The organism is Bradyrhizobium sp. SZCCHNRI2009 (assembly GCF_032485115.1).
Taxonomy (GTDB): domain Bacteria; phylum Pseudomonadota; class Alphaproteobacteria; order Rhizobiales; family Xanthobacteraceae; genus Bradyrhizobium.
Genome location: NZ_JAUEUH010000003.1, coordinates 153,576 through 171,228, shown reverse-complemented (window position 1 = coordinate 171,228; position 17,653 = coordinate 153,576). Strand labels below are relative to the sequence as shown.

The window sequence follows — 17,653 nt, the reverse complement described above, 5'->3', positions numbered from 1 at the left end:
CGGGTCGGGAGGCCTATGCCTCGATGAGAACCTTCAACGCATGGGTCTTGGCCGCGGCGCCGAACGTCTCGTAGGCATCGAGGATCTGATCAAGCCTGAAGCGATGGGTGATCAGCCGCTTCGGTTCGAGCTTGCGCGACTGCACCGTCTTCAGCAGCATCGGCGTCGTCACCGTATCGACCAGCCGCGTCGTGATCGCGATGTTGCGGTCCCACAGCTTCTCCAGATGCAGGTCGGCCTTGACCCCATGCACGCCGACATTGGCAATGGTGCCGCCGGGGGCGATGATGTCCCCGCAGGTCACGAACGTGGCGGGCATCCCGACTGCCTCGATCGCCGTGTCGACGCCGCGGCCATTCGTCAGCGCCAGGACCTTCTCGACGGCCTTGCCGTCGGCGTTGTTGACGACGCTGGTGGCGCCGAAGCGGGTGGCGACCTCGAGCCGGTTGTCGTCGAGGTCGATCATGATGATCTCGGCCGGCGAATAGAACTGTGCCGTCAGCAGCGCCGCCAATCCGATCGGGCCGGCGCCGACGATCGCCACCGCCGATCCCGGCTCGACCTTGCCGTTGAGCACGCCGCATTCGAAACCGGTCGGCAGGATGTCGCTCAACATCACCAGCGCATCCTCCTCAGTCCCAGGAGGCACGTGGTAGAGGCTGGTGTCGGCGTGAGGCGTGCGAACATACTCCGCCTGCGTGCCGTCGATCTTGTTGCCGAGGATCCAGCCGCCATGGCGGCAATGCGAATACATGCCGCGCCGGCAATAGTCGCAGGTTCCGCAGGCCGAGATGCAGGAGATGATGACGTGGTCGCCCGGCTTGAACGCGCGCACGGCGCTGCCAACCGCGTCGACCACGCCGACGCCCTCGTGGCCGAGAATGCGGCCCGGTGTACATGTCGGCACGTCACCCTTGAGAATGTGAAGGTCGGTGCCGCAGATCGTCGTCTTCAGGATTTTGACCAGCGCATCGCCAGGCTCGATGATCGTCGGCTTCGGGCGCTCGTCGAGAGATTTCTGGCCGGGACCATGATAGACCAGGGCTTTCATGACGTACCTCCGCAGGTTGCTTCCCGGAGGATGGATGGCGCCAGAGAGGTCGCGCGCCGTTGAGGCGTATCAATCCTGGCCAGAGTCCCTATCACTATCGTGTGTCCCGGGTGGCCAGGACGAAAGGCGACGGCGGACGCGCGTCGCGCCTCCAATGCAGTCCAGCCCGGCTCGGATCACATGCGCATCGCTCTGGACGCATCGGTGCGGCTCGCGGATAGTCTCCCGGCTTCCTACAATTCCGCGTGAGATTTCATGACCGACAACCAGCCTTCGTCCGAGTCCTTCGACCTGATCATCCGCGGCGGCACCGTCATCGACGGCACGCGTGCGCCACGCTTCGAGGCGGATGTCGGCATCAAGGACGGCCGCATCGTCGCCATCGGCGGGCTTGACGGCCGGCGAGCCACGCGGGAGATCGATGCCACCGGCCTCATCGTTGCGCCGGGCTTCATCGACTCCCACACCCATGACGACAGCGCCGTGCTGGTCGATCCCGACATGACATGCAAGGTCTCGCAGGGCGTGACCTCCGTCGTGACCGGCAATTGCGGCGTCAGCATCGCGCCGCTGAAGCCGGGCTCGCCGCGGCCGATGCCGCTCGGCTTGCTATCGCCGAGCGAGGGACAGGTGGTCGAGTATGCCGCGTTCGCCGACTACGTCGCCGCGCTGCGCACGGCGCCCGCGGCGGTCAACGTGGCGCCCATGGTCGGCCACACCGCGCTGCGTGCGTCGGTCGTGAGCGACCTCGGCCGGGCCGCGACGGACGTGGAGATCGCCGAGATGCGCGCGCATGTGCAGGAGGCGCTCGACGCCGGCGCCATCGGCGTCTCGACCGGGACGTTCTATCCGCCGGCGGAGGCGGCGCCGACCGAGGAGATCATCGAGGTGTGCCGTCCGCTCACAGGCAGCGGCGGCGTCTATGCCACGCATATGCGCAACGAGGCGAACGAGGTGATCCAGTCGCTGGAGGAGAGCTTTGCCATCGGCAAGGCGCTCGACGTCCAGGTCGTGATCTCGCATCACAAGGTGGTGGGGCCAGCGAATTTCGGCCGCACCAGGGAGACGCTGCCGCTGATCACGAAGGCGATGAGCTGCCAATGCGTCGCACTCGACTGCTATCCCTACAACGCCTCGTCGACCATGCTGCACACCGACCCGGCCAAGCTGCAGGTCAAGGTCGTCGTCGCGGCCTCCGGACCCCATCCGGAAATGGCGGGTCGGGATCTCGCCGACATCGCCGCGGGCTGGGGCGTCGACCGGCTCGAAGCCGCCAAGCGGCTGCAGCCGGCGTCGGCGATCTACTTCGCGATGGACGAGGCCGACGTGCAGACCATCCTCGCCTTCGAGCCGACCATGATCGGCTCCGACGGGCTGCCGTTCGGCGAGCGTCCGCATCCGCGGCTCTGGGGCACGTTCCCGCGCGTGCTCGGCTACTACTGCCGCGAGCTCGAGCTGTTCTCGCTGGAGACCGCGGTGTGGAAGATGAGCGGGCTGACCGCGCGGAATTTCGGCGTCGAGGGACGCGGCACGATCGCGGTCGGCAACCATGCCGACATCACGATCTTCGATGCCGCCAGCGTCCGGGACAGCGCGACCTATGATGCCCCCTGCGTGCCGGCCGCCGGCATCGAGGCCGTCATCGTCAATGGCGCGCTGACCTGGTGGCAGGGCACGCACCAGAAGGCGCGTGCGGGGCAGGTGATCACGCGCGGATCACGGCAGTGATCTAGCTAGGCCGTAGACTCATTAGCCCGCAGCCATAGGCGCAGTGAGGCAAGCTGGACCATGGCGAGGAAGTTGGCGGCGTGCTTGTCGTAACGGGTGGCGACGCGGCGGAAGTGCTTGAGCTTGGAGAAGAACCGCTCGATGAGGTTACGCTCGCGATAGAGGCGCTTGCTGAAGCAGGGCTTCCAGCGCCGGTTGCTCTTGGGCGGGATGTTTGGCGTGGCGCCCTGGTCCTGGATCAGCGCGCGGATGCGGTCGGCGTCATAGGCCTTGTCCGCCAGCACGATGGTGCGCGGGCCGAGATGGTCGAGCAGCGTATCGGCGATCCGCCCATCGTGGGCCTGTCCTGCCGTCAGGCCGAGCCGGATCGGGAGACCCTGCGCGTCGACGACGACGTGGATCTTGGTCGTGAGCCCTCCGCGTGACCGACCGAGACAGTGATCTGCACCCCCCTTTTTGCCGTCGCGGCCTGCTGGTGGGCGCGAACGGAGGTGCTGTCGATCATCTGTATCGCGCCGTCGTGCGCGGCGGTGACGGCGTCCATCAGCCGGTTCCACACACCTGCCTTTCGCCATCGCACAAAGCGGTTGTAGCAGGTGGTGCGCGGGCCATAGCGCTCGGGCAGGTCGCGCCATGGCGCACCGGATCGCAGCACCCAGAAGATGCCGTTCAGCACCCGCCGGTCATCGACGCGGGGCACGCCTCGCGGTTTGTTGGGCAGCAGCGGCTCGATCATGCGCCACTCGAAGTCTGTCAGGTCGTATCGGCTCATGGTAAGCCTGAATCACAAACTGTCGCTTCGTGGAAGCCATTGCCTACGAACGGGTGACGAATGCAATACGATACGGGGCACGAGATCAGGGTCGGCGACAAGGTTATTGCCGATGGAATGAGGGGGGTGGTCGTCTGCGACTTTGACAGCCGCGAGTTCGCGGAGGGCTATGAGGGCTGGGATATGCCGACAACGGAACTGGTCGGTGGGGGCACCCTTTCGTCGGGTATTATGATCGATACCGTCGAGGCCGGCTTGATTCATTATGTCGAGGGAAGCGGCACGATTGCCCGTGTCTCCTCCTAAACGCCAGTGGCTGGTGAAACCCAGCTACGTCCCGTTTATGAGTTCACAGCCTAGATCGTGAACGGGCGCTGGCTGTCGTACTCACGATCTTCCTTGCCGGTCCTGTAATGGTTCGGCGATTGCGTCGGCAGCATCTTGCGCTGAATCTGAAGGTGGAAATCGTTGTAGTTGCCCTTGAATTGACCGTTCGCCCAGACCAGCAGCAGCGCCGCGGTGAAGACGCTGTTGATGGCGCCATCGAATGACACCTGATTGTCCTGGCAGCCCGAGATCAGACGGATGCTGGCCTTGGCGACATCGCTCGACTCCGCACCCGGCGCGCCCTTCGCGGCCCGGCCGATGGCTTCATAAAATGCGCGGTTTTGCTCATACGTACGAAGGGCGATATCCTGCGGCAAGAACTTGGGCGCATAGCTGATCCCTTTCGTCGCGGCCCTGCCGGCCACGGCGATATCCAAATTCCCGGCGAAGCCGGCGGCCTGCGCCATCTCGTAGTAGCTCACCTTGGCCACAGTGCCGCTATGGCAGGAATCGGAGAGAATCAGAACACGAACGCCATCGGCGATCGCGCCGTACACGCGATAGAGTTCATCATCGATCATCTGTCCGTCATAGAGGCACCAGGTCTCATCGAGTGCGTCGATCTCGTCACCATCGAGGTCCGGAACCTGGCTGCCGTGGCCCGAATAGGTCAGCAGCAGAATGTCTCCGCTGTTCAAGTCGCGGGCGGCCATCGTCAGCATGTCGGTCACGGCGCCGCGCGTGGCCTGCTCGCTGAGCAGAATGCCGGTCCGATAGCCCGCCGTCTTCGCAATCGCCTCCATCGCGCGCGCATCATTCTCACAGGCGTTCAGCTTGCCGTCCCACCCAGCATAGTGCTTCGGATCCAGCCGATTGAGACCGATATGCAGCGAAATGCCCTTGGCCATTTCCGTCCCCCTGATGTCTCGGCTCGCAAACATCAAGCCGGCGGTTCGAGCCGATTGCCGCTTTCCGTGACCACCCAGGCGCAGACCGCGCAGATCGCATCGCCGTAGTCGCCGTGCCAACGGCAGTTCGCGCGGATCGAACACCGCGGCAGCGCCACGGTCCGCTCATTCGGCAAGAGCTCCAGCCCGTGCTCGTTAAGGATCTTGGCGACGCCACAGCGCTTGCCGTCCCACTTCGCGCAGCCGCGCGCGAGGCACGGCGACGAGAAGCGGAAGCGCTGTTCCGGCGGACGTCCCTGCCGGGCGATTGCGACGAAGGCGGCGTCGACCTCGAAGCGCTCGGGAATGAAATCGATCCGGCCCTCGGCATTGACGATGCCGAGCAACGTGTTGCCGTCGGCGCAGCGCGAACTCGGGCACATCGGCACCGACTTTGGCTTCACGGATGCTGCATCGGACATCGCCTGAACGCCTCTCGATTAGCTCTCGCCTCGCCCGGCTTGCTTGGTCTGGACATCGCCGTGATCCGAACGTGTGCCGGGCATTCGACCGCACTCAGGGATTATCCAGCTTCGGTCGATAGACAGCTCCGTAAATGTGGGAGCCAGGTCCCGCTCCGAACGCCTTGATCTGCGACAGCGGCGTCGCAACCATGTCGCCGCGCGTATCGAGCTTTGCGATTTCAGCCGTCACCGCCTTCTGAATGGCTTGCTCGATCTCAGACTTCAACTGGCCGGAGAGCGGACCGCCATCGATCTGAGCGACGAAGCGCTCCATCTCCGGCGCGGGCGCCGCCTTGGCGCCTCCACGCTTCGCAATCTCAGCGTCCAAAGCGGCCAGCGCAGCGACAAGATCACCCTGGACGCCGACGATCTGGCGCGCATGGTCGCGCAACGACACCAGATCGTCGATGGATGCGGGCCCTTTGACGGCCGCCGCCAACGCGTTGCCAATGGCAACGCCATAGACCATGATTGCTCCACCGGCGAAGGATGCGATTCCGCCAGCTGTACTCTTCTCGGTCATGATGTCGCCCTCCAAACCTTCAAGGCGCTGACTGAAGATCGATCGTGGCGATCAGACCCGCAGTGGCGCCGCCGTGCGTTCCCCCGAACGATTGGATTTGAGACAACGCCGTGATCTTCAGGTCGCCGCCGCTGTCGTGAGCGGCAATGGCAGCCTTCACCGCATTATTGACGGCCTGCTCGATGCTCTGTCTCGCCTGTGGCTCGATCGGAAGGCCGGTGATCTGCACGGTGAAGCGTTCGGATGGCACCACCTCGGCAGGCGCCGCGCCCTTGGCGGCCGCCTGTCCGCCGCGCTTGACGATTTCCTCGTCGAGCGCGTTCACCGCAGAAACCAGATCGCCTTGAGCGTCGACGATCGCCTTCGCGTGCGAGCGCAATGTGACCAACTCGTCCAGAGTGATACCGCCACTTGCGAGCGCATTGCCGATCGCAAGGCCGTACAGAGGCACCACTCCGCCTGGAACGCCTTCCTTCGCCAAATTCGCCTCCCTCGTCCTCTATACAATCTAAGGTTAGTATTTTACGATACCAATCGTCAACGATGTCGCGGCAAATTTCATGTTCTCTCGTGTACCCCACGCCGATACCGAGATGCCGGTCCGATCAATCCCTTCCGGCGGCTTGCCTACCGCTCAACCGCGCTATGTGGTCTGGGAGATCACGCTCCTTTGCAACCTGAAGTGCAGCCATTGCGGGTCCCGGGCCGGCGCACCTCGCAATGACGAGCTGACCACCGCGGAATGCATCGCTCTGATTGGCGAACTTGCGCGCGCTGGCACCAAGGAGATCGTTCTGATCGGCGGCGAAGCTTACCTCCGCCCCGATTGGCTGGTCCTCGTCGAGGAGATCACTCGTAACGGCATTGTCTGCGGCCTGCAGACCGGCGCCCGGGCACTCACGGAAGCGAAGATCGAAGCGGCCGCGCGCGCCGGACTCAAGACCGTCGGCGTTTCCATCGACGGCCCGGCCGCTACACATGATCGGCTCCGCGGTATCAAGGGCAGCCACGGCCAAGCGGTGGCCGCGATCCGGAACGCGCGAAAGCATGGGCTGATGGCGACCGCCAACTCGCAGGTCAATCGTCTTACCCTGGGCGGCCTGCGCGACATTTTCGATACGATCATCGACGCCGGGGCCTCCGCCTGGCAGATTCAGCTCACCGTGCCCATGGGCAATGCGGCCGATGCTCCATCCATGCTGCTGCAGCCCTTCGATCTCGCTGCGCTGATGCCGGAGCTGTTTGCCCTGTTCGAAGAGGGCCTCGATCGCGGCCTGCAGCTTATGCCCGGTAACAACATCGGGTATTTTGGCCCATACGAAGCGGCTTGGCGCAGTACCTCCGGACGATTCGAATACTACGGCGGCTGCCAGGCCGGACGGGCTGGCCTGGGAATCGAGGCTGACGGCGCCATCAAGGGCTGCCCGTCGCTCCCTACGGCCGCCTATGTCGGCGGCAATATCCGCGATCGATCATTTACCGACATCTGGAACGACAGCGCCGAACTGCGTTTCATGCGCGATCTCGACGAGAGCCGCGGGCGCCGCTGGGGGTTCTGCGCCAAGTGCTACTACGGTCCGATGTGCCGCGCCGGGTGCAGTTGGACCACGCACGTGCTGTCGGGACGGCCTGGCAACAATCCGTTCTGCCACTACCGGGTATTGCGGCTGGCCGAACGCGGCTGGCGCGAGGTGATCGTGCAGCGGACGAGGCCATCGGGACGACAGCCGTTCGACCATGGCTGCTTCGACATCATGATCGAGGACGCCCACGGCGGCCGATACGGCCAGGAAGTGTACGCGAGCGACGAGTTCCAGGATCTCGCGCCTGACGCGGCGGCGAGGCTGGACCAGCTGCTGCTCTGCGAGTCCTGCAAGCACTTCTTCTATCAGGGAGAGCCGGAATGCCCGCATTGCCACGCAGGCGCGGACGCAACGAACAGTGCCGATGATCACGTGCGGGTCGTGCAACGCGTCATGCAGCACCACAACGAGATCGAACAAATCCTGCGCCGTATCGCGGCGCCCGCCTGACCGAAGGGCGCCTCCGCAGGTTGAGCGGAGTCGTTCGTCGGTACCTGCGGCCGCGGGAAGGCGCTGGCGAAAGTCGTCTGGTCCAATCAAACCCAACCGAGGAGAGTATCCCATGAATGCAAATGAAGACGTCAGAGCCGCGCTGGCGAACATTCCCGTGTCCTGGCTGCACATGCCGGCTCTGGCGTTCGCTGAAGCAGGAGCAGCGGGCGCGAAGGAATTCGGTCCGAAGATCGCGCCCGCCGTGCTGGCGCTCGGCGCTGCAGCCGCAGGAGCGATCATCGGTGGTGGCCTGCAACTCACGCACCAATACCTTCACGACAGCAAAGCCGGACCTGTATCGTATCAGGGCATCGACAAGGTGATCTGCACGGCGACCTTCGCCGAGATCGAAGCAGCCGCAACGCGCATCTACCAGGAGTCCGCCCAGGCCAAGGACGGCAATGCGCTGCAGCAGATCATCGATACTGCGGCAGGCGCGAAGTTCGTTCCGGCGCTGGCGCCCGTTGCCGGAGCGGCGGCGGCCTTCATTGCCGGTGTCTATGCCGGTGCTGCGGCGGCACGTCACTGATCAACGGTGAAACTGATCAACGCTGAAGGCGGCGCGCGGCTTGCCCGTGCGCCGGTTTCACCGGCGCGGGGCATCGCATGATGCCGACCGAGTCGACGGGCGGCTTTGGCCCCCCGGGCATCGTGGACGGCGCGTGCGCCAGACCCGCCGCTACCAGTGGCGGCAAACCGTTCCGGTCGCAGCATAGCTCCGCGGAATGGCGATGGGCCTGAGTTTTCTTACTCGTTCGTCCATTTGAGCCTTGGCGGATTTGCCGAGTTCAAAATGCCCGCCCCGCGGCGCGCGGTGGCCTATCCATCCAATTGGCGATCCAATTTTGGCGTCGGCACCAGCATGGACAGGCGTAGCCTGGATCGCTAGCTAAGCCGCTGCAGCCATAGCGCGCGCGAATTCCGGATAGCATTCGGCGAGCTCGTCGAGGATCCGGCCGCGGATCAGCTCGACCGTCGCCCGGTCCGGCGCGGGCGTGGGCGGCACGATCTCCGGCACCGCATAATCGAATCCGGTGCGATCGCGCACGTCGTCGGCGGAGTAGCCCGGGTGCACCGAGCGCAGCCGGAAGCCGCCGCGCTCGCGGTCGAAATCGAACAGCGCCAGATTGGTCAGCAGCGCCTGCGGGCCGCCGCGCCGCTTCACCTCCGGCGTGGTCGCGGCGGCGCTGACGAAATCCACCTTCGGCACCAACACGCGCGGCGAATGCTCCTCGCGAAACAGGATCACCCGCGGAATGAGATGGTAGAGATAGGCCGAGCCGAACGAGCCCGGCCAGCGCACATCCATCCGCGGATAGTCGCCGGTGCCGACCAGGTTGATGTTGCCGCTGCCGTCGATCTGACCGCCGCCGAGAAAGAACGCGTCGACGCGGCCCTGCGCGGCGCAGTCGAACAGCTCGACGCCGCCATTGGTGAAGAAATTGTGCCGGCTCGAGCCGAGGATCGAGATGCGGACCGGCGGCTTGCCCGCTTGCGCGTTCCGTGCGCGCAGCAGCATCGCGCCGGCCGCCGGGATCGGCGACGAGGCGCCGACGGCGACATGGCGGATGCCATCGAGCAGGTCGGCGATGGTGGTGATCAGCAGCTCCTTGCGCGCGCGTTCATCGTGCATGGTCATGCCACCTGCTTGCTGCGGGCCAGGAAGGCGGAGAGATAGCTGCGAAAGCCCTCGTTGGTGCGCGCCATCGCGGCGTAGCGCGCCAGCTCGGCGCCATCGGTCTCGTATTCGTCCCACAGCGGCAGCGGCCAGGCCCCGTTCGCGGCCACCGCGATGGCATCGACATACAGCGCCGGCAGCACGCCGGCCGCCGAGTCTTCGGTCGCCATCAAATCGCGATCGACGATGCGCTCGACGGTGACCAGCGTGCGCTTCGCCGCATAGGCCATCGTCGCCAGCTCGCGGTAGCGACCGATGCGGACATTGCCGAAGCGGTCGGCCTCAGGCGCATGAAACAGCGCCACGTCGGGCGTGATCGCCGGCACCACGACCACCTTGCCGGGCTCGCCGACCGGACTGTCGATCACCTTCCAATCGGGGCGGACCTGCAGCAGATCGCTGCCGATGATGCCGGCGATCGGCATGAACGGCACGCCCTTCTGCCCGGCCAGCAGGCCGGCATGGATCGCAGGGCAGGTGGCATCGCGCAGGCGGATGCTGCCGTCGCGCACGGCCGAGACGAAGCGCGGTGCGCCGCCGGCCTCGCCGAGCGAGACGGCGCTGGTTTCCACCACCGCGGCCACGCCGGCGCCGATCAGCAGATCGGCCTGGAGGCCTGATATCGGCACGCAGACGAGATGCAGTCCGGTGAGGCCGGCCTCGATCATGGCCGCCGTCGCCGCCATCGAGACGCCGGCACGGTCGACCGGGATCGCGATCGATTGCCCCGGTGCGATGGATGCGACGAGCGCCTCCAGACCGACCATCTCCGTCATCGGCGTATCCTCCCGTAGTTGCTTTGCCGCGCAGTGTAGCGATGCCCCGCGGACCTGTCAGTGCTCGTATGCGATCGTCGAGCCGCGGATGATGAGCTCCGGCGCCAGGACGATGTGGTCGGTCGCTGCCTCGCGCCCGGCAAGGCGGTCGAGCAGCAGCCGCGCCGCGGCTTCCCCCATGTCCCGCTGGGCGATCCGCACCGTGGTCAGCGGCGGCGCGACCATGTCGACGAACGGCATGTCGTTGTGGCCGACCACGGAGATATCACCGGGGCAGGTCAGGCCGCGCGCGGCGATCGCGTCATAGACCCCGAGCGCCAGCAGATCATTGGCGGCGACGATCGCGGTCGGACGCGTCCGCCGCGCGAGCAGGCGCAGCGCAGCCTCGCGACCCGCCGCCCGCGTATAGGCTTCGACGGCTTCGACCGGCGCATGGCGGGCGGACAGTCCCGCGACCCTGATGCTGGCCTCGAAGCCGGCGCGGCGCCGTGCACCGGTCGAGATGTGCTGCGGGCCCGCGACGTGACCGATGCGGCGGTGGCCGAGCGCGACGAGATGCTGGACGGCGAGACGCATGCCGGCGGCATCGTCGCTGGCTGCTGAGGGCAGGAGTCCGGCGGCATCGACGCGATTGACCAGCACCACCGGTAGCGCCGCGTCCAGGCAGTGCTTCACGACATCGTCGCGCAAGCTCACCGTCGCCAGCACCAGACCGTCGACGCCGCGGGCAATCAGCCGGTCGACCAGATCCTGCTCCGACCCCTTGCTGCCGACGTCGACGACGATCGTCGCATAGCCCTCGGCGTTGAGACGATCGGCGATGCCGGACAGCACGGGCGGGAAGCCGGGATCGGCGATATCGGGCGCGAGCACACCGATCAGGCCGCTGCGCCCGGTGCGCAGGCCCTTGGCGGCCATGTTCAGCCGATAGCCGAGCGCGTTGGCGGCGGCCTGGATCCGCTCCACGACATCGCCCGCCACCAGATGCTTCATGGCCGGGCTGAGCGCGCGCGACACCGTGGAGGGATGCACGTCGCAGCGCGCGGCGACATCCTTGATCGTCGGGCGTGAGGACGCCGTTGCGCGCGGGCTCCTTGTCGATGGCGACGTCCGTTTCATCTCCGCTCCCCGATGCCGCAGCGCAACGACGTTTTGATCGCGCGGTACCTTGACACATTTTGCGTGCGTGCAATAAATCCGGCTCTGCAATCGATTGCAAGAGCACAATGGGAAACGCCCACATGACAGCTAGCGCGCTGAAGCCGCATCTGGTCAGCCCGGAGCATCTCGATCCGCATTGGCGCTGGGGGCGGGCGATTCCGTCGCATGGCCATGTCTCGGTGGATTTCGAGCGCCGCGTCGATTTCGACAGGTTGCGGCGCTACCGACTGGCGCGGGCGCGCGTGGCGCTGAAGGCGTCGGGCTATGGTGCGCTGCTGCTGTTCGACGTCAACAACATTCGCTACGTGTCCGGCACCAAGATCGGCGAATGGGAGCGCGACAAGCTGTGCCGTTTCGCGCTGCTGGCCGGCGACGGCGAGCCGATCGTGTGGGATTTCGGTTCGGCAGCCGTCCACCATCGTCTGTTCTGCGACTGGCTGGCGCCGGAGAACTGCCGCGCCGGCATGCTCGGCATGCGCGGCACCGTGCCGCCGGCGGTCGGACTGATGAAGGCGCATGCCGAGGAGGTGATGAGCCTGTTGCGGTCGGCCGGCGTCGCCGACATGCCGGTCGGCGTCGACCTCGCCGAGACCGCCATGTTCTTCGAGCTCCAGAAGGCCGGCATGAAGGTGGTCGACGGCCAGCAGGTCATGTTGGACGCGCGCGAGATCAAGAACATCGACGAGATCATGCTGTTGAATCAGGCCGCGGCCATGGTCGACGGTGTCTATCATTCGATCTACGAACACCTGAAGCCGGGCGTGCGTGAGAACGACATCGTCGCGCTCGCCAACAAGATGCTCTACGAGATGGGCTCCGACGACGTCGAGGCGATCAATGCCATCTCCGGTGAGCGCTGCAATCCGCATCCGCACAATTTCACCGACCGCATCCTGCGTCCGGGCGACCAGGCGTTCTTCGACATCCTGCAGTCCTATCAGGGCTACCGGACCTGCTACTACCGCACTTTCAACGTCGGCCGCGCCACGCCGGCGCAGCACGACGCCTACAAGCAGTGCCGCGAATGGCTCGATCATGCGATCGCGCTGATCAAGCCGGGCGTCTCGACCGACACCGTCGCCAAGGTCTGGCCTAAGGCCGAGGAGTTCGGCTTTCCCTCGGAGATGGCCGCCTTCGGCCTGCAGTTCGGCCACGGCCTCGGGCTCGCGCTGCATGAGCGCCCGATCATCTCGCGGCTGGTCTCGCTGGACAATCCGATGGAGATCAAGACCGGCATGGTGTTCGCGCTCGAGACCTACTGTCCGGCGACCGACGGCTTCTCGGCCGCGCGGATCGAGGAGGAGGTCGTGGTCACCGACAGGGGCTGTCAGGTGATCACGCTGTTCCCGGCCGAGGAATTGCCGATCGCCAACCGCTATTGAGCGAACGAACGGTGCGACCAGGAGAGTGGTCTTCGTGTTTTCGTCATTGCGAGCGAAGCGAAGCAATCCAGGGCGGCAGCCGTGACTCTGGATTGCTTCGTCGCTTCGCTCCTCGCAATGACCGCATCCGTGATAAGTAGGACGAGGAGACGACAATGACCACGACGCATTCGCTCGGCTGGATCGGCATGGGGCGCATGGGCTATCCCATGGCCGAGCGCCTGCTCAAGGCCGGCCACAAGGTGTCGATCTACAATCGCACCCGCGCCAAGGCCGAGCCGCTGGCGGCGAAAGGCGGCGTGATCGTCGATCATCCCCGTGATCTCGCCGCGTGCGACATCGTGTTCACGATGGTGTCGACGGGCAAGGATCTCGAGCAGGTCTATTTCGGCGACAACGGCCTGGTGGCTGCCAGTTCCGGATCGCGTCCCCGGATCCTGGTGGACTGCTCCTCGATCGGCATCGAGCAGTCGGAGGCGATCGCCGCCAGGCTCGTTCGACTGGGCTGTGAGTTCGTGCGCGCGCCGGTGTCCGGCAACGGCAAATGCGTCAAGGCCGGCAAGCTGTCGTCGGTCGTCTCCGGCCCCAAGGCCGCATTCGAGGTCATCGCACCCTATCTGGCGAAGATCGCTGTCTCCGGCGTGTCCTATGTCGGCGAGGGCGAGCTCGCGCGCATCTGCAAGATCGCGCACAATGTCTTCCTCGGCGTCGTGATCCAGAACCTCGCCGAGATCACCATCCTGGCGCAGAAGGCCGGCGTGCCGCGCCATGCCTTCCTGAACTTCATGAACGCCAGCGTCATGGGCTCGACTTTCACGAAGTACAAGAGCAACGCGCTGGTCAATCTCGACTGGACCACGACCTTCACGCCGCCGCTGCTGCGCAAGGATCTCGATCTCGGCCTGTCGGCGGCGCGCCAGCTCGACGTCGCGATGCCGGTGACGGCCGCGACGCGCGAGGCATTGCAGGCCCATGTCGGCGCGGCCTCGCTGCAGGCCGATCCTGCCGCCTATCTGGAGAAGGATTTTGCCGCGCTGCTCGAGACCGTGGCGCTCGCCGCCGGCCTCAAGCTGCAGCCCGAGAATGTGCCGATGCCGACCGGGCTGGAGACCGAGGGATAATCCGGCTCAGCTCGCGGTGAGCGCCCGCCAGCGGGTGTCGCGCGCGGAGGGGCGGCGGTGCAGGCGGGCATCGAGCAGGTCTCGCGCCTGGGCCAGCGCGCCGCTGCGGATCAGCGCCAGGATGTAGGTGTCCTCGATCACCTCGCGCTGGGCGTGGCTGCCGCCGATGCGGGGGAGATCGCCGATGACGGGCGCAAGCTCGCGCGCGCATCCGCGCCAATTGTCATCGGCGAACGCACGCAGTGCCCGCAACATGTGCGGCACGATGCGCCCGGCCGGCAGCCTGCCCTCGGCCTGCCGCCGCTCGATCGCGGCAAGGCGTCCCTTGAGCGCGGCGCTGTCATGCGTTGCTGCCGCGATCATCACCAGATGCATCTCGGCGAAGGCGAGGGTCGAACCCGTGAAGCGCGTGCTCGCATAGGCCGCCGTGTCGGCCCATGCGTTGGGCGGCACCGGTTGCTCGTCAGCCATCAGCCGCCACAGCAGCGAGGCGCAGTCGGACAGGGTGTTGAGCGGGGGCGCCGAGTCCATCGTCGGCACCAGCACGTCGGTATAGACCGCCCGCGCCTTGTCGGTATCGCCCCGGTCCAGCGCGCCGAGCGCCTGGTGCCAGCAGATATGGCCATGCAGCATTCCCGTGCGGTCATAGTCGCCGATCCACCCCTCGACGAGCGCATCGGCCTCGTCCACCGCGCCTTCCTCGAACATCGCATGCAGCAGCGCATGCACGGCATAGGCGTTGTGCCGGCGCAGCGCGAAGCTGCGCTCGGTGACGGCGCGGCCCTTCGCCAACTCGCCGGCCTCGGTCAGGGCCCAGCCATGGTTGGACATGAACCACCAGTCCTCGCCATAATCAGCGGCGAAGCGGTCGCAGAGGTCGCGGCGGGCGGCATCGTGATCGGCGCGGCCGGAGAAGGCGAGCAGGCCGAAAGCGCCGAGCGGGAGCGCCATGATCATGGCGTCCCGCGGCCAGTTCGCCAGATGCGCCAGGGTCGATGTCAGCGCGTCAGTGCCGCGTCCCTCGATGGCGAGCACCAGGGTCGCGACATGGCTCTGCTCGCGCGGGGTGCCGCGCTTGGCAGCGAGATCGCGGGCGCGTGCGATGGTCTGCAGCGCCGCCTCGCGCTGCATGTAGATCGCGTGGATGCGAGCACGCGCCGCGTGCGCCAGCGCGAACTCCGGATCGAGCATGATCGCCCGCTCGAACGCGTCAATGGCCCCGGGCCAGAATGCGAGCAGCAGATCCATGCCCTCGCGATAGGCTGCGGCCGCGTCAGTGGAGGCGGTCGACAGTGGCAGGCCGTAGCGATCCTCCTCCATCTTTAGCCCACCCGCGGCCTGCGGCCCTCGATCGGATAGGCCGGATCGTTGTAGCCCGGCGTCGAGGCGTGACCGGTCACGACCAGCCGGTCGATCAGCGCCTCGTCGTCGGCGGCAAAGGGATAGTCGAGCGCGCGGATGTAATCGTCCCATTGCGCCTCGGTGCGCGGACCCGCGATCACGGAGCTGATGAAGGCGGAGTTGAGCACCCAGGACACGGCGAACTGTCCCGGCGTGAAGCCCTTCGTCTCGGCGTGACGCTTGATCTCCTGCGCCAGCTTCAACGATTCGGGCCGCCACTCGGTCTGCATCATTCGCGTATCGTTGCGGCCGGCGCGGGTGTCCATGTCCGGCGGCGCATCGGGGCTGTACTTTCCGGTGAGCACGCCGCGCGCCAGCGGGCTGTAGGGCACGACGCCGAGGCCGTAATAGCCGCAGGCCGGCAGGTGCTCGACCTCCGGCATCCGGTTCATCGCATTGTAGTACGGCTGGCTGACGACAGGGCGGTCGATGCCGATGGCGTCGCAGAGATTGCAGATCTCGGCGAGCCGCCAGGCGCGGTAGTTGGAGACGCCGAAATAGCGGATCTTGCCGGCACGCATGAGATCGCCGATCGCGCGCACGGTTTCCTCGAGCGGCGTCGCGTGATCTTCCTTGTGCAGGTAGTAGATGTCGATGTGACCGGTGCCGAGCCGCCGCAGGCTTTCGTCGGCAGCCCGCAGCACCCAGCGCCGCGACAGGCCGGCGCGGTTGGGATCGTCGCCCATCGGGTTGGCGAGCTTGGTGGCGACGATCCAGCGGTCGCGCTCGCGCGCGATGGCGCGGCCGACCACCTCTTCCGAGACGCCCTTGTTGTAGGCATCCGCGGTGTCGATGAAGTTGACGCCGGCGTCGCGCGCTTTGGCGATGATGCGGGCGGATGCCGGCTCATCGGTGGGACCGCCGAACATCATCGTGCCCAGGCAGATCGGCGACACTTTCAGGCCGGAACGGCCGAGCTGGCGATAGTCCATTGATGCCTCATTCTTGCCACACGCGCGCATGGGTTTGATAGGACGATAAACCCATCAACGCGTCTTTGCGAGCGCAGCGAAGCAATCCAGAGTCCCTTCCGCCACCCTGGATTGCTTCGTCGCTGCGCTCCTCGCAATGACGGCGGAGCGAGTGACCCCTATTCGCTCTTCAAGATCTTGAACACGCCCGAGGCCATCGCGATCACGCGAGGTCCGGCCGTGACCTCGGTGGTGATGAACACCAGGCTGCGGGTGATCCGCACCACATGCGGCCGCGACACCAGGGTCTCGCCGATCTTGCCGGACTCGACGAAATGCGTGTCGAACTGGATCGTCGCCATGTGCTCCTTGCCTGCGGCGTAGCGGGCCGTCATGCCGCAACTGCGGTCGGCCAGCGTCATGATCACGCCGCCCTGGACCAGGCCGCGGCGGTTGTGGTGCTTGTCCTCGGTGACGATGGCGTACTCGTGGACACCGCCGACGACCCGCTGCCACAGCGGGCCGATCAGATGCAGGAAACCGGAGGTGTCGACGATCTCCCAGCCGTCGGACGTCATCCTGGCCGCGGCCGATTTCGTCATCGCTGAAGACCCTTCCCGTTGTGGCCCGAGCCGGCCTGGAGGTCGTTTCATCTGTCGCCGGCCTGGTGTAGTCAAGCTGCATGCCGATGCCGTTCGACGATGCCACCAGGCGGAAAATCGCAAGCTGCTGCGCGGGCTTCGTGCGGTTGGAGGCGACTGCGGCGGCGGCCTCGCTGAAGCGCGCGGCGGTGGTGATCGCGCTGGCCCCCCACCACGAGACCGGCAACACGGCGCTGCTGCTCACTCTGCGTGCCGCAGGGCTGCGCAGCCATGGCGGGCAATGGGCGCTGCCGGGCGGACGCTGCGACGCCGGCGAAACGACGGTCGAGGCCGCCCTGCGCGAGCTCGCAGAGGAGCTCGGGCTGATCCTGGCGCCGGACGCGGTGCTGGGCCTGCTCGACGACTACCCGACACGGTCGGGCTATCTGATTACCCCGGTCGTGGTATGGGCGGGCGATGGCCGCACGCTGCGACCGAATCCGGACGAGGTCTCCTCGGTGCACCGGATCGGCCTGGATGCGATCACGGCGGACGACGCGTTCGACTTCACCGTGATCCCAGAGAGCACGCGGCGCGTGATCCGCTTTCACGCCCGCGAGGGCCTCATTCACGCGCCCACCGCAGCGCTGATCTATCAGTTCCGCGAGGTGCTGTCCGGCCGCGACACCCGGGTGCATGAGCTGGAACAGCCGGTGTTTGCCTGGAAGTAGCCGCCGTTTCGGCTACAAGGGCGG

General features: G+C 66.2%; 18 protein-coding genes and 1 pseudogene. 7 read left to right on the top strand and 12 right to left on the bottom strand.

Going from position 1 to position 17,653, the window contains the following annotated elements:
- Positions 1–13: 13 nt before the first annotated feature.
- Positions 14–1,051, bottom strand: coding sequence for a zinc-dependent alcohol dehydrogenase family protein (locus tag QX041_RS12710; RefSeq protein ID WP_316165548.1), 1,038 nt, complete (start codon positions 1,049–1,051; stop codon positions 14–16).
- A gap of 255 nt (positions 1,052–1,306) precedes the next feature.
- Here QX041_RS12710 and QX041_RS12705 point away from each other — a divergent pair, with 255 nt between their 5' ends.
- Positions 1,307–2,779, top strand: a complete 1,473-nt coding sequence (locus tag QX041_RS12705) for a D-aminoacylase (RefSeq protein WP_316165547.1) — start codon at positions 1,307–1,309, stop codon at positions 2,777–2,779.
- 5 nt (positions 2,780–2,784) lie between these two features.
- On the opposite strand, the pseudogene QX041_RS12700 reads toward QX041_RS12705, so the two are convergent.
- Positions 2,785–3,515, bottom strand: a pseudogene (locus tag QX041_RS12700) (IS5 family transposase).
- Positions 3,516–3,611: 96 nt separating this feature from the next.
- Here QX041_RS12700 and QX041_RS12695 point away from each other — a divergent pair.
- Complete coding sequence (locus QX041_RS12695; RefSeq protein WP_316165546.1) at positions 3,612–3,857, top strand: hypothetical protein; 246 nt, start codon at positions 3,612–3,614, stop codon at positions 3,855–3,857.
- Positions 3,858–3,907: 50 nt separating this feature from the next.
- Here QX041_RS12695 and QX041_RS12690 read toward each other — a convergent pair whose 3' ends face one another.
- From QX041_RS12690 to QX041_RS12675, 4 genes are all read right to left on the bottom strand, one after another.
- Complete coding sequence (locus QX041_RS12690; protein ID WP_315716330.1) at positions 3,908–4,930, bottom strand: caspase family protein; 1,023 nt, start codon at positions 4,928–4,930, stop codon at positions 3,908–3,910.
- Positions 4,819–5,247, bottom strand: coding sequence for a hypothetical protein (locus QX041_RS12685; RefSeq protein WP_316165545.1), 429 nt, complete (start codon positions 5,245–5,247; stop codon positions 4,819–4,821). Before QX041_RS12685 ends, QX041_RS12690 begins: the two co-directional genes overlap by 112 nt.
- Positions 5,248–5,341: 94 nt before the next feature.
- Positions 5,342–5,827, bottom strand: a complete 486-nt coding sequence (locus tag QX041_RS12680) for a hypothetical protein (RefSeq protein WP_316165544.1) — start codon at positions 5,825–5,827, stop codon at positions 5,342–5,344.
- A gap of 4 nt (positions 5,828–5,831) precedes the next feature.
- On the bottom strand, positions 5,832–6,293 hold the full coding sequence (locus QX041_RS12675) for a DUF1843 domain-containing protein (protein WP_315716327.1): 462 nt from the start codon (positions 6,291–6,293) through the stop codon (positions 5,832–5,834).
- Positions 6,294–6,372: 79 nt separating this feature from the next.
- On the opposite strand from QX041_RS12675, the gene QX041_RS12670 reads away from it, so the two are divergent.
- Positions 6,373–7,845 carry a radical SAM/SPASM domain-containing protein gene (locus tag QX041_RS12670; protein ID WP_316165543.1) on the top strand — a complete coding sequence of 491 codons (1,473 nt, stop codon included), beginning with the start codon at positions 6,373–6,375 and terminating at the stop codon, positions 7,843–7,845.
- A 112-nt stretch (positions 7,846–7,957) separates the two neighbouring features.
- Positions 7,958–8,416 (top strand): hypothetical protein, encoded by a 459-nt coding sequence (locus QX041_RS12665; RefSeq protein WP_315716325.1) that lies wholly within the window; start codon positions 7,958–7,960, stop codon positions 8,414–8,416.
- A gap of 360 nt (positions 8,417–8,776) precedes the next feature.
- On the opposite strand, the gene QX041_RS12660 is transcribed toward QX041_RS12665, so the two are convergent.
- From QX041_RS12660 to QX041_RS12650, 3 genes are read right to left on the bottom strand one after another with little or no spacing between them, the layout of a single operon-like run.
- Positions 8,777–9,526 carry a CoA-transferase gene (locus QX041_RS12660; RefSeq protein ID WP_315716324.1) on the bottom strand — a complete coding sequence of 250 codons (750 nt, stop codon included), beginning with the start codon at positions 9,524–9,526 and terminating at the stop codon, positions 8,777–8,779.
- Positions 9,523–10,341 carry a CoA transferase subunit A gene (locus QX041_RS12655; protein WP_315716323.1) on the bottom strand — a complete coding sequence of 273 codons (819 nt, stop codon included), beginning with the start codon at positions 10,339–10,341 and terminating at the stop codon, positions 9,523–9,525. Before QX041_RS12655 ends, QX041_RS12660 begins: the two co-directional genes overlap by 4 nt.
- 57 nt (positions 10,342–10,398) lie before the next feature.
- Positions 10,399–11,460 (bottom strand): LacI family DNA-binding transcriptional regulator, encoded by a 1,062-nt coding sequence (locus QX041_RS12650; protein WP_316165542.1) that lies wholly within the window; start codon positions 11,458–11,460, stop codon positions 10,399–10,401.
- Positions 11,461–11,582: 122 nt separating this feature from the next.
- On the opposite strand from QX041_RS12650, the gene QX041_RS12645 reads away from it, so the two are divergent.
- Together QX041_RS12645 and QX041_RS12640 are read left to right on the top strand one after the other, a co-directional pair.
- On the top strand, positions 11,583–12,884 hold the full coding sequence (locus QX041_RS12645) for a Xaa-Pro peptidase family protein (protein WP_316165541.1): 1,302 nt from the start codon (positions 11,583–11,585) through the stop codon (positions 12,882–12,884).
- A 155-nt stretch (positions 12,885–13,039) separates the two neighbouring features.
- Positions 13,040–14,005, top strand: coding sequence for an NAD(P)-dependent oxidoreductase (locus QX041_RS12640; RefSeq protein WP_316165540.1), 966 nt, complete (start codon positions 13,040–13,042; stop codon positions 14,003–14,005).
- 6 nt (positions 14,006–14,011) lie between these two features.
- Here the strand turns inward: QX041_RS12640 and QX041_RS12635 are convergent, their stop codons facing one another.
- The 3 genes from QX041_RS12635 to QX041_RS12625 all read right to left on the bottom strand — a co-directional run bounded on the left by QX041_RS12635 (position 14,012) and on the right by QX041_RS12625 (position 16,919).
- Positions 14,012–15,325: a tetratricopeptide repeat protein gene (locus QX041_RS12635; RefSeq protein WP_316165539.1), complete on the bottom strand. Its 1,314-nt coding sequence runs from the start codon at positions 15,323–15,325 to the stop codon at positions 14,012–14,014.
- Between the two features lie 2 nt (positions 15,326–15,327).
- On the bottom strand, positions 15,328–16,338 hold the full coding sequence (locus QX041_RS12630; protein ID WP_316165538.1) for an aldo/keto reductase: 1,011 nt from the start codon (positions 16,336–16,338) through the stop codon (positions 15,328–15,330).
- A gap of 158 nt (positions 16,339–16,496) precedes the next feature.
- Positions 16,497–16,919, bottom strand: coding sequence for a PaaI family thioesterase (locus tag QX041_RS12625; RefSeq protein WP_315716316.1), 423 nt, complete (start codon positions 16,917–16,919; stop codon positions 16,497–16,499).
- 80 nt (positions 16,920–16,999) lie between these two features.
- Here QX041_RS12625 and QX041_RS12620 point away from each other — a divergent pair, with 80 nt between their 5' ends.
- Positions 17,000–17,629, top strand: a complete 630-nt coding sequence (locus QX041_RS12620) for a CoA pyrophosphatase (protein WP_315751410.1) — start codon at positions 17,000–17,002, stop codon at positions 17,627–17,629.
- Positions 17,630–17,653: the final 24 nt, after the last annotated feature.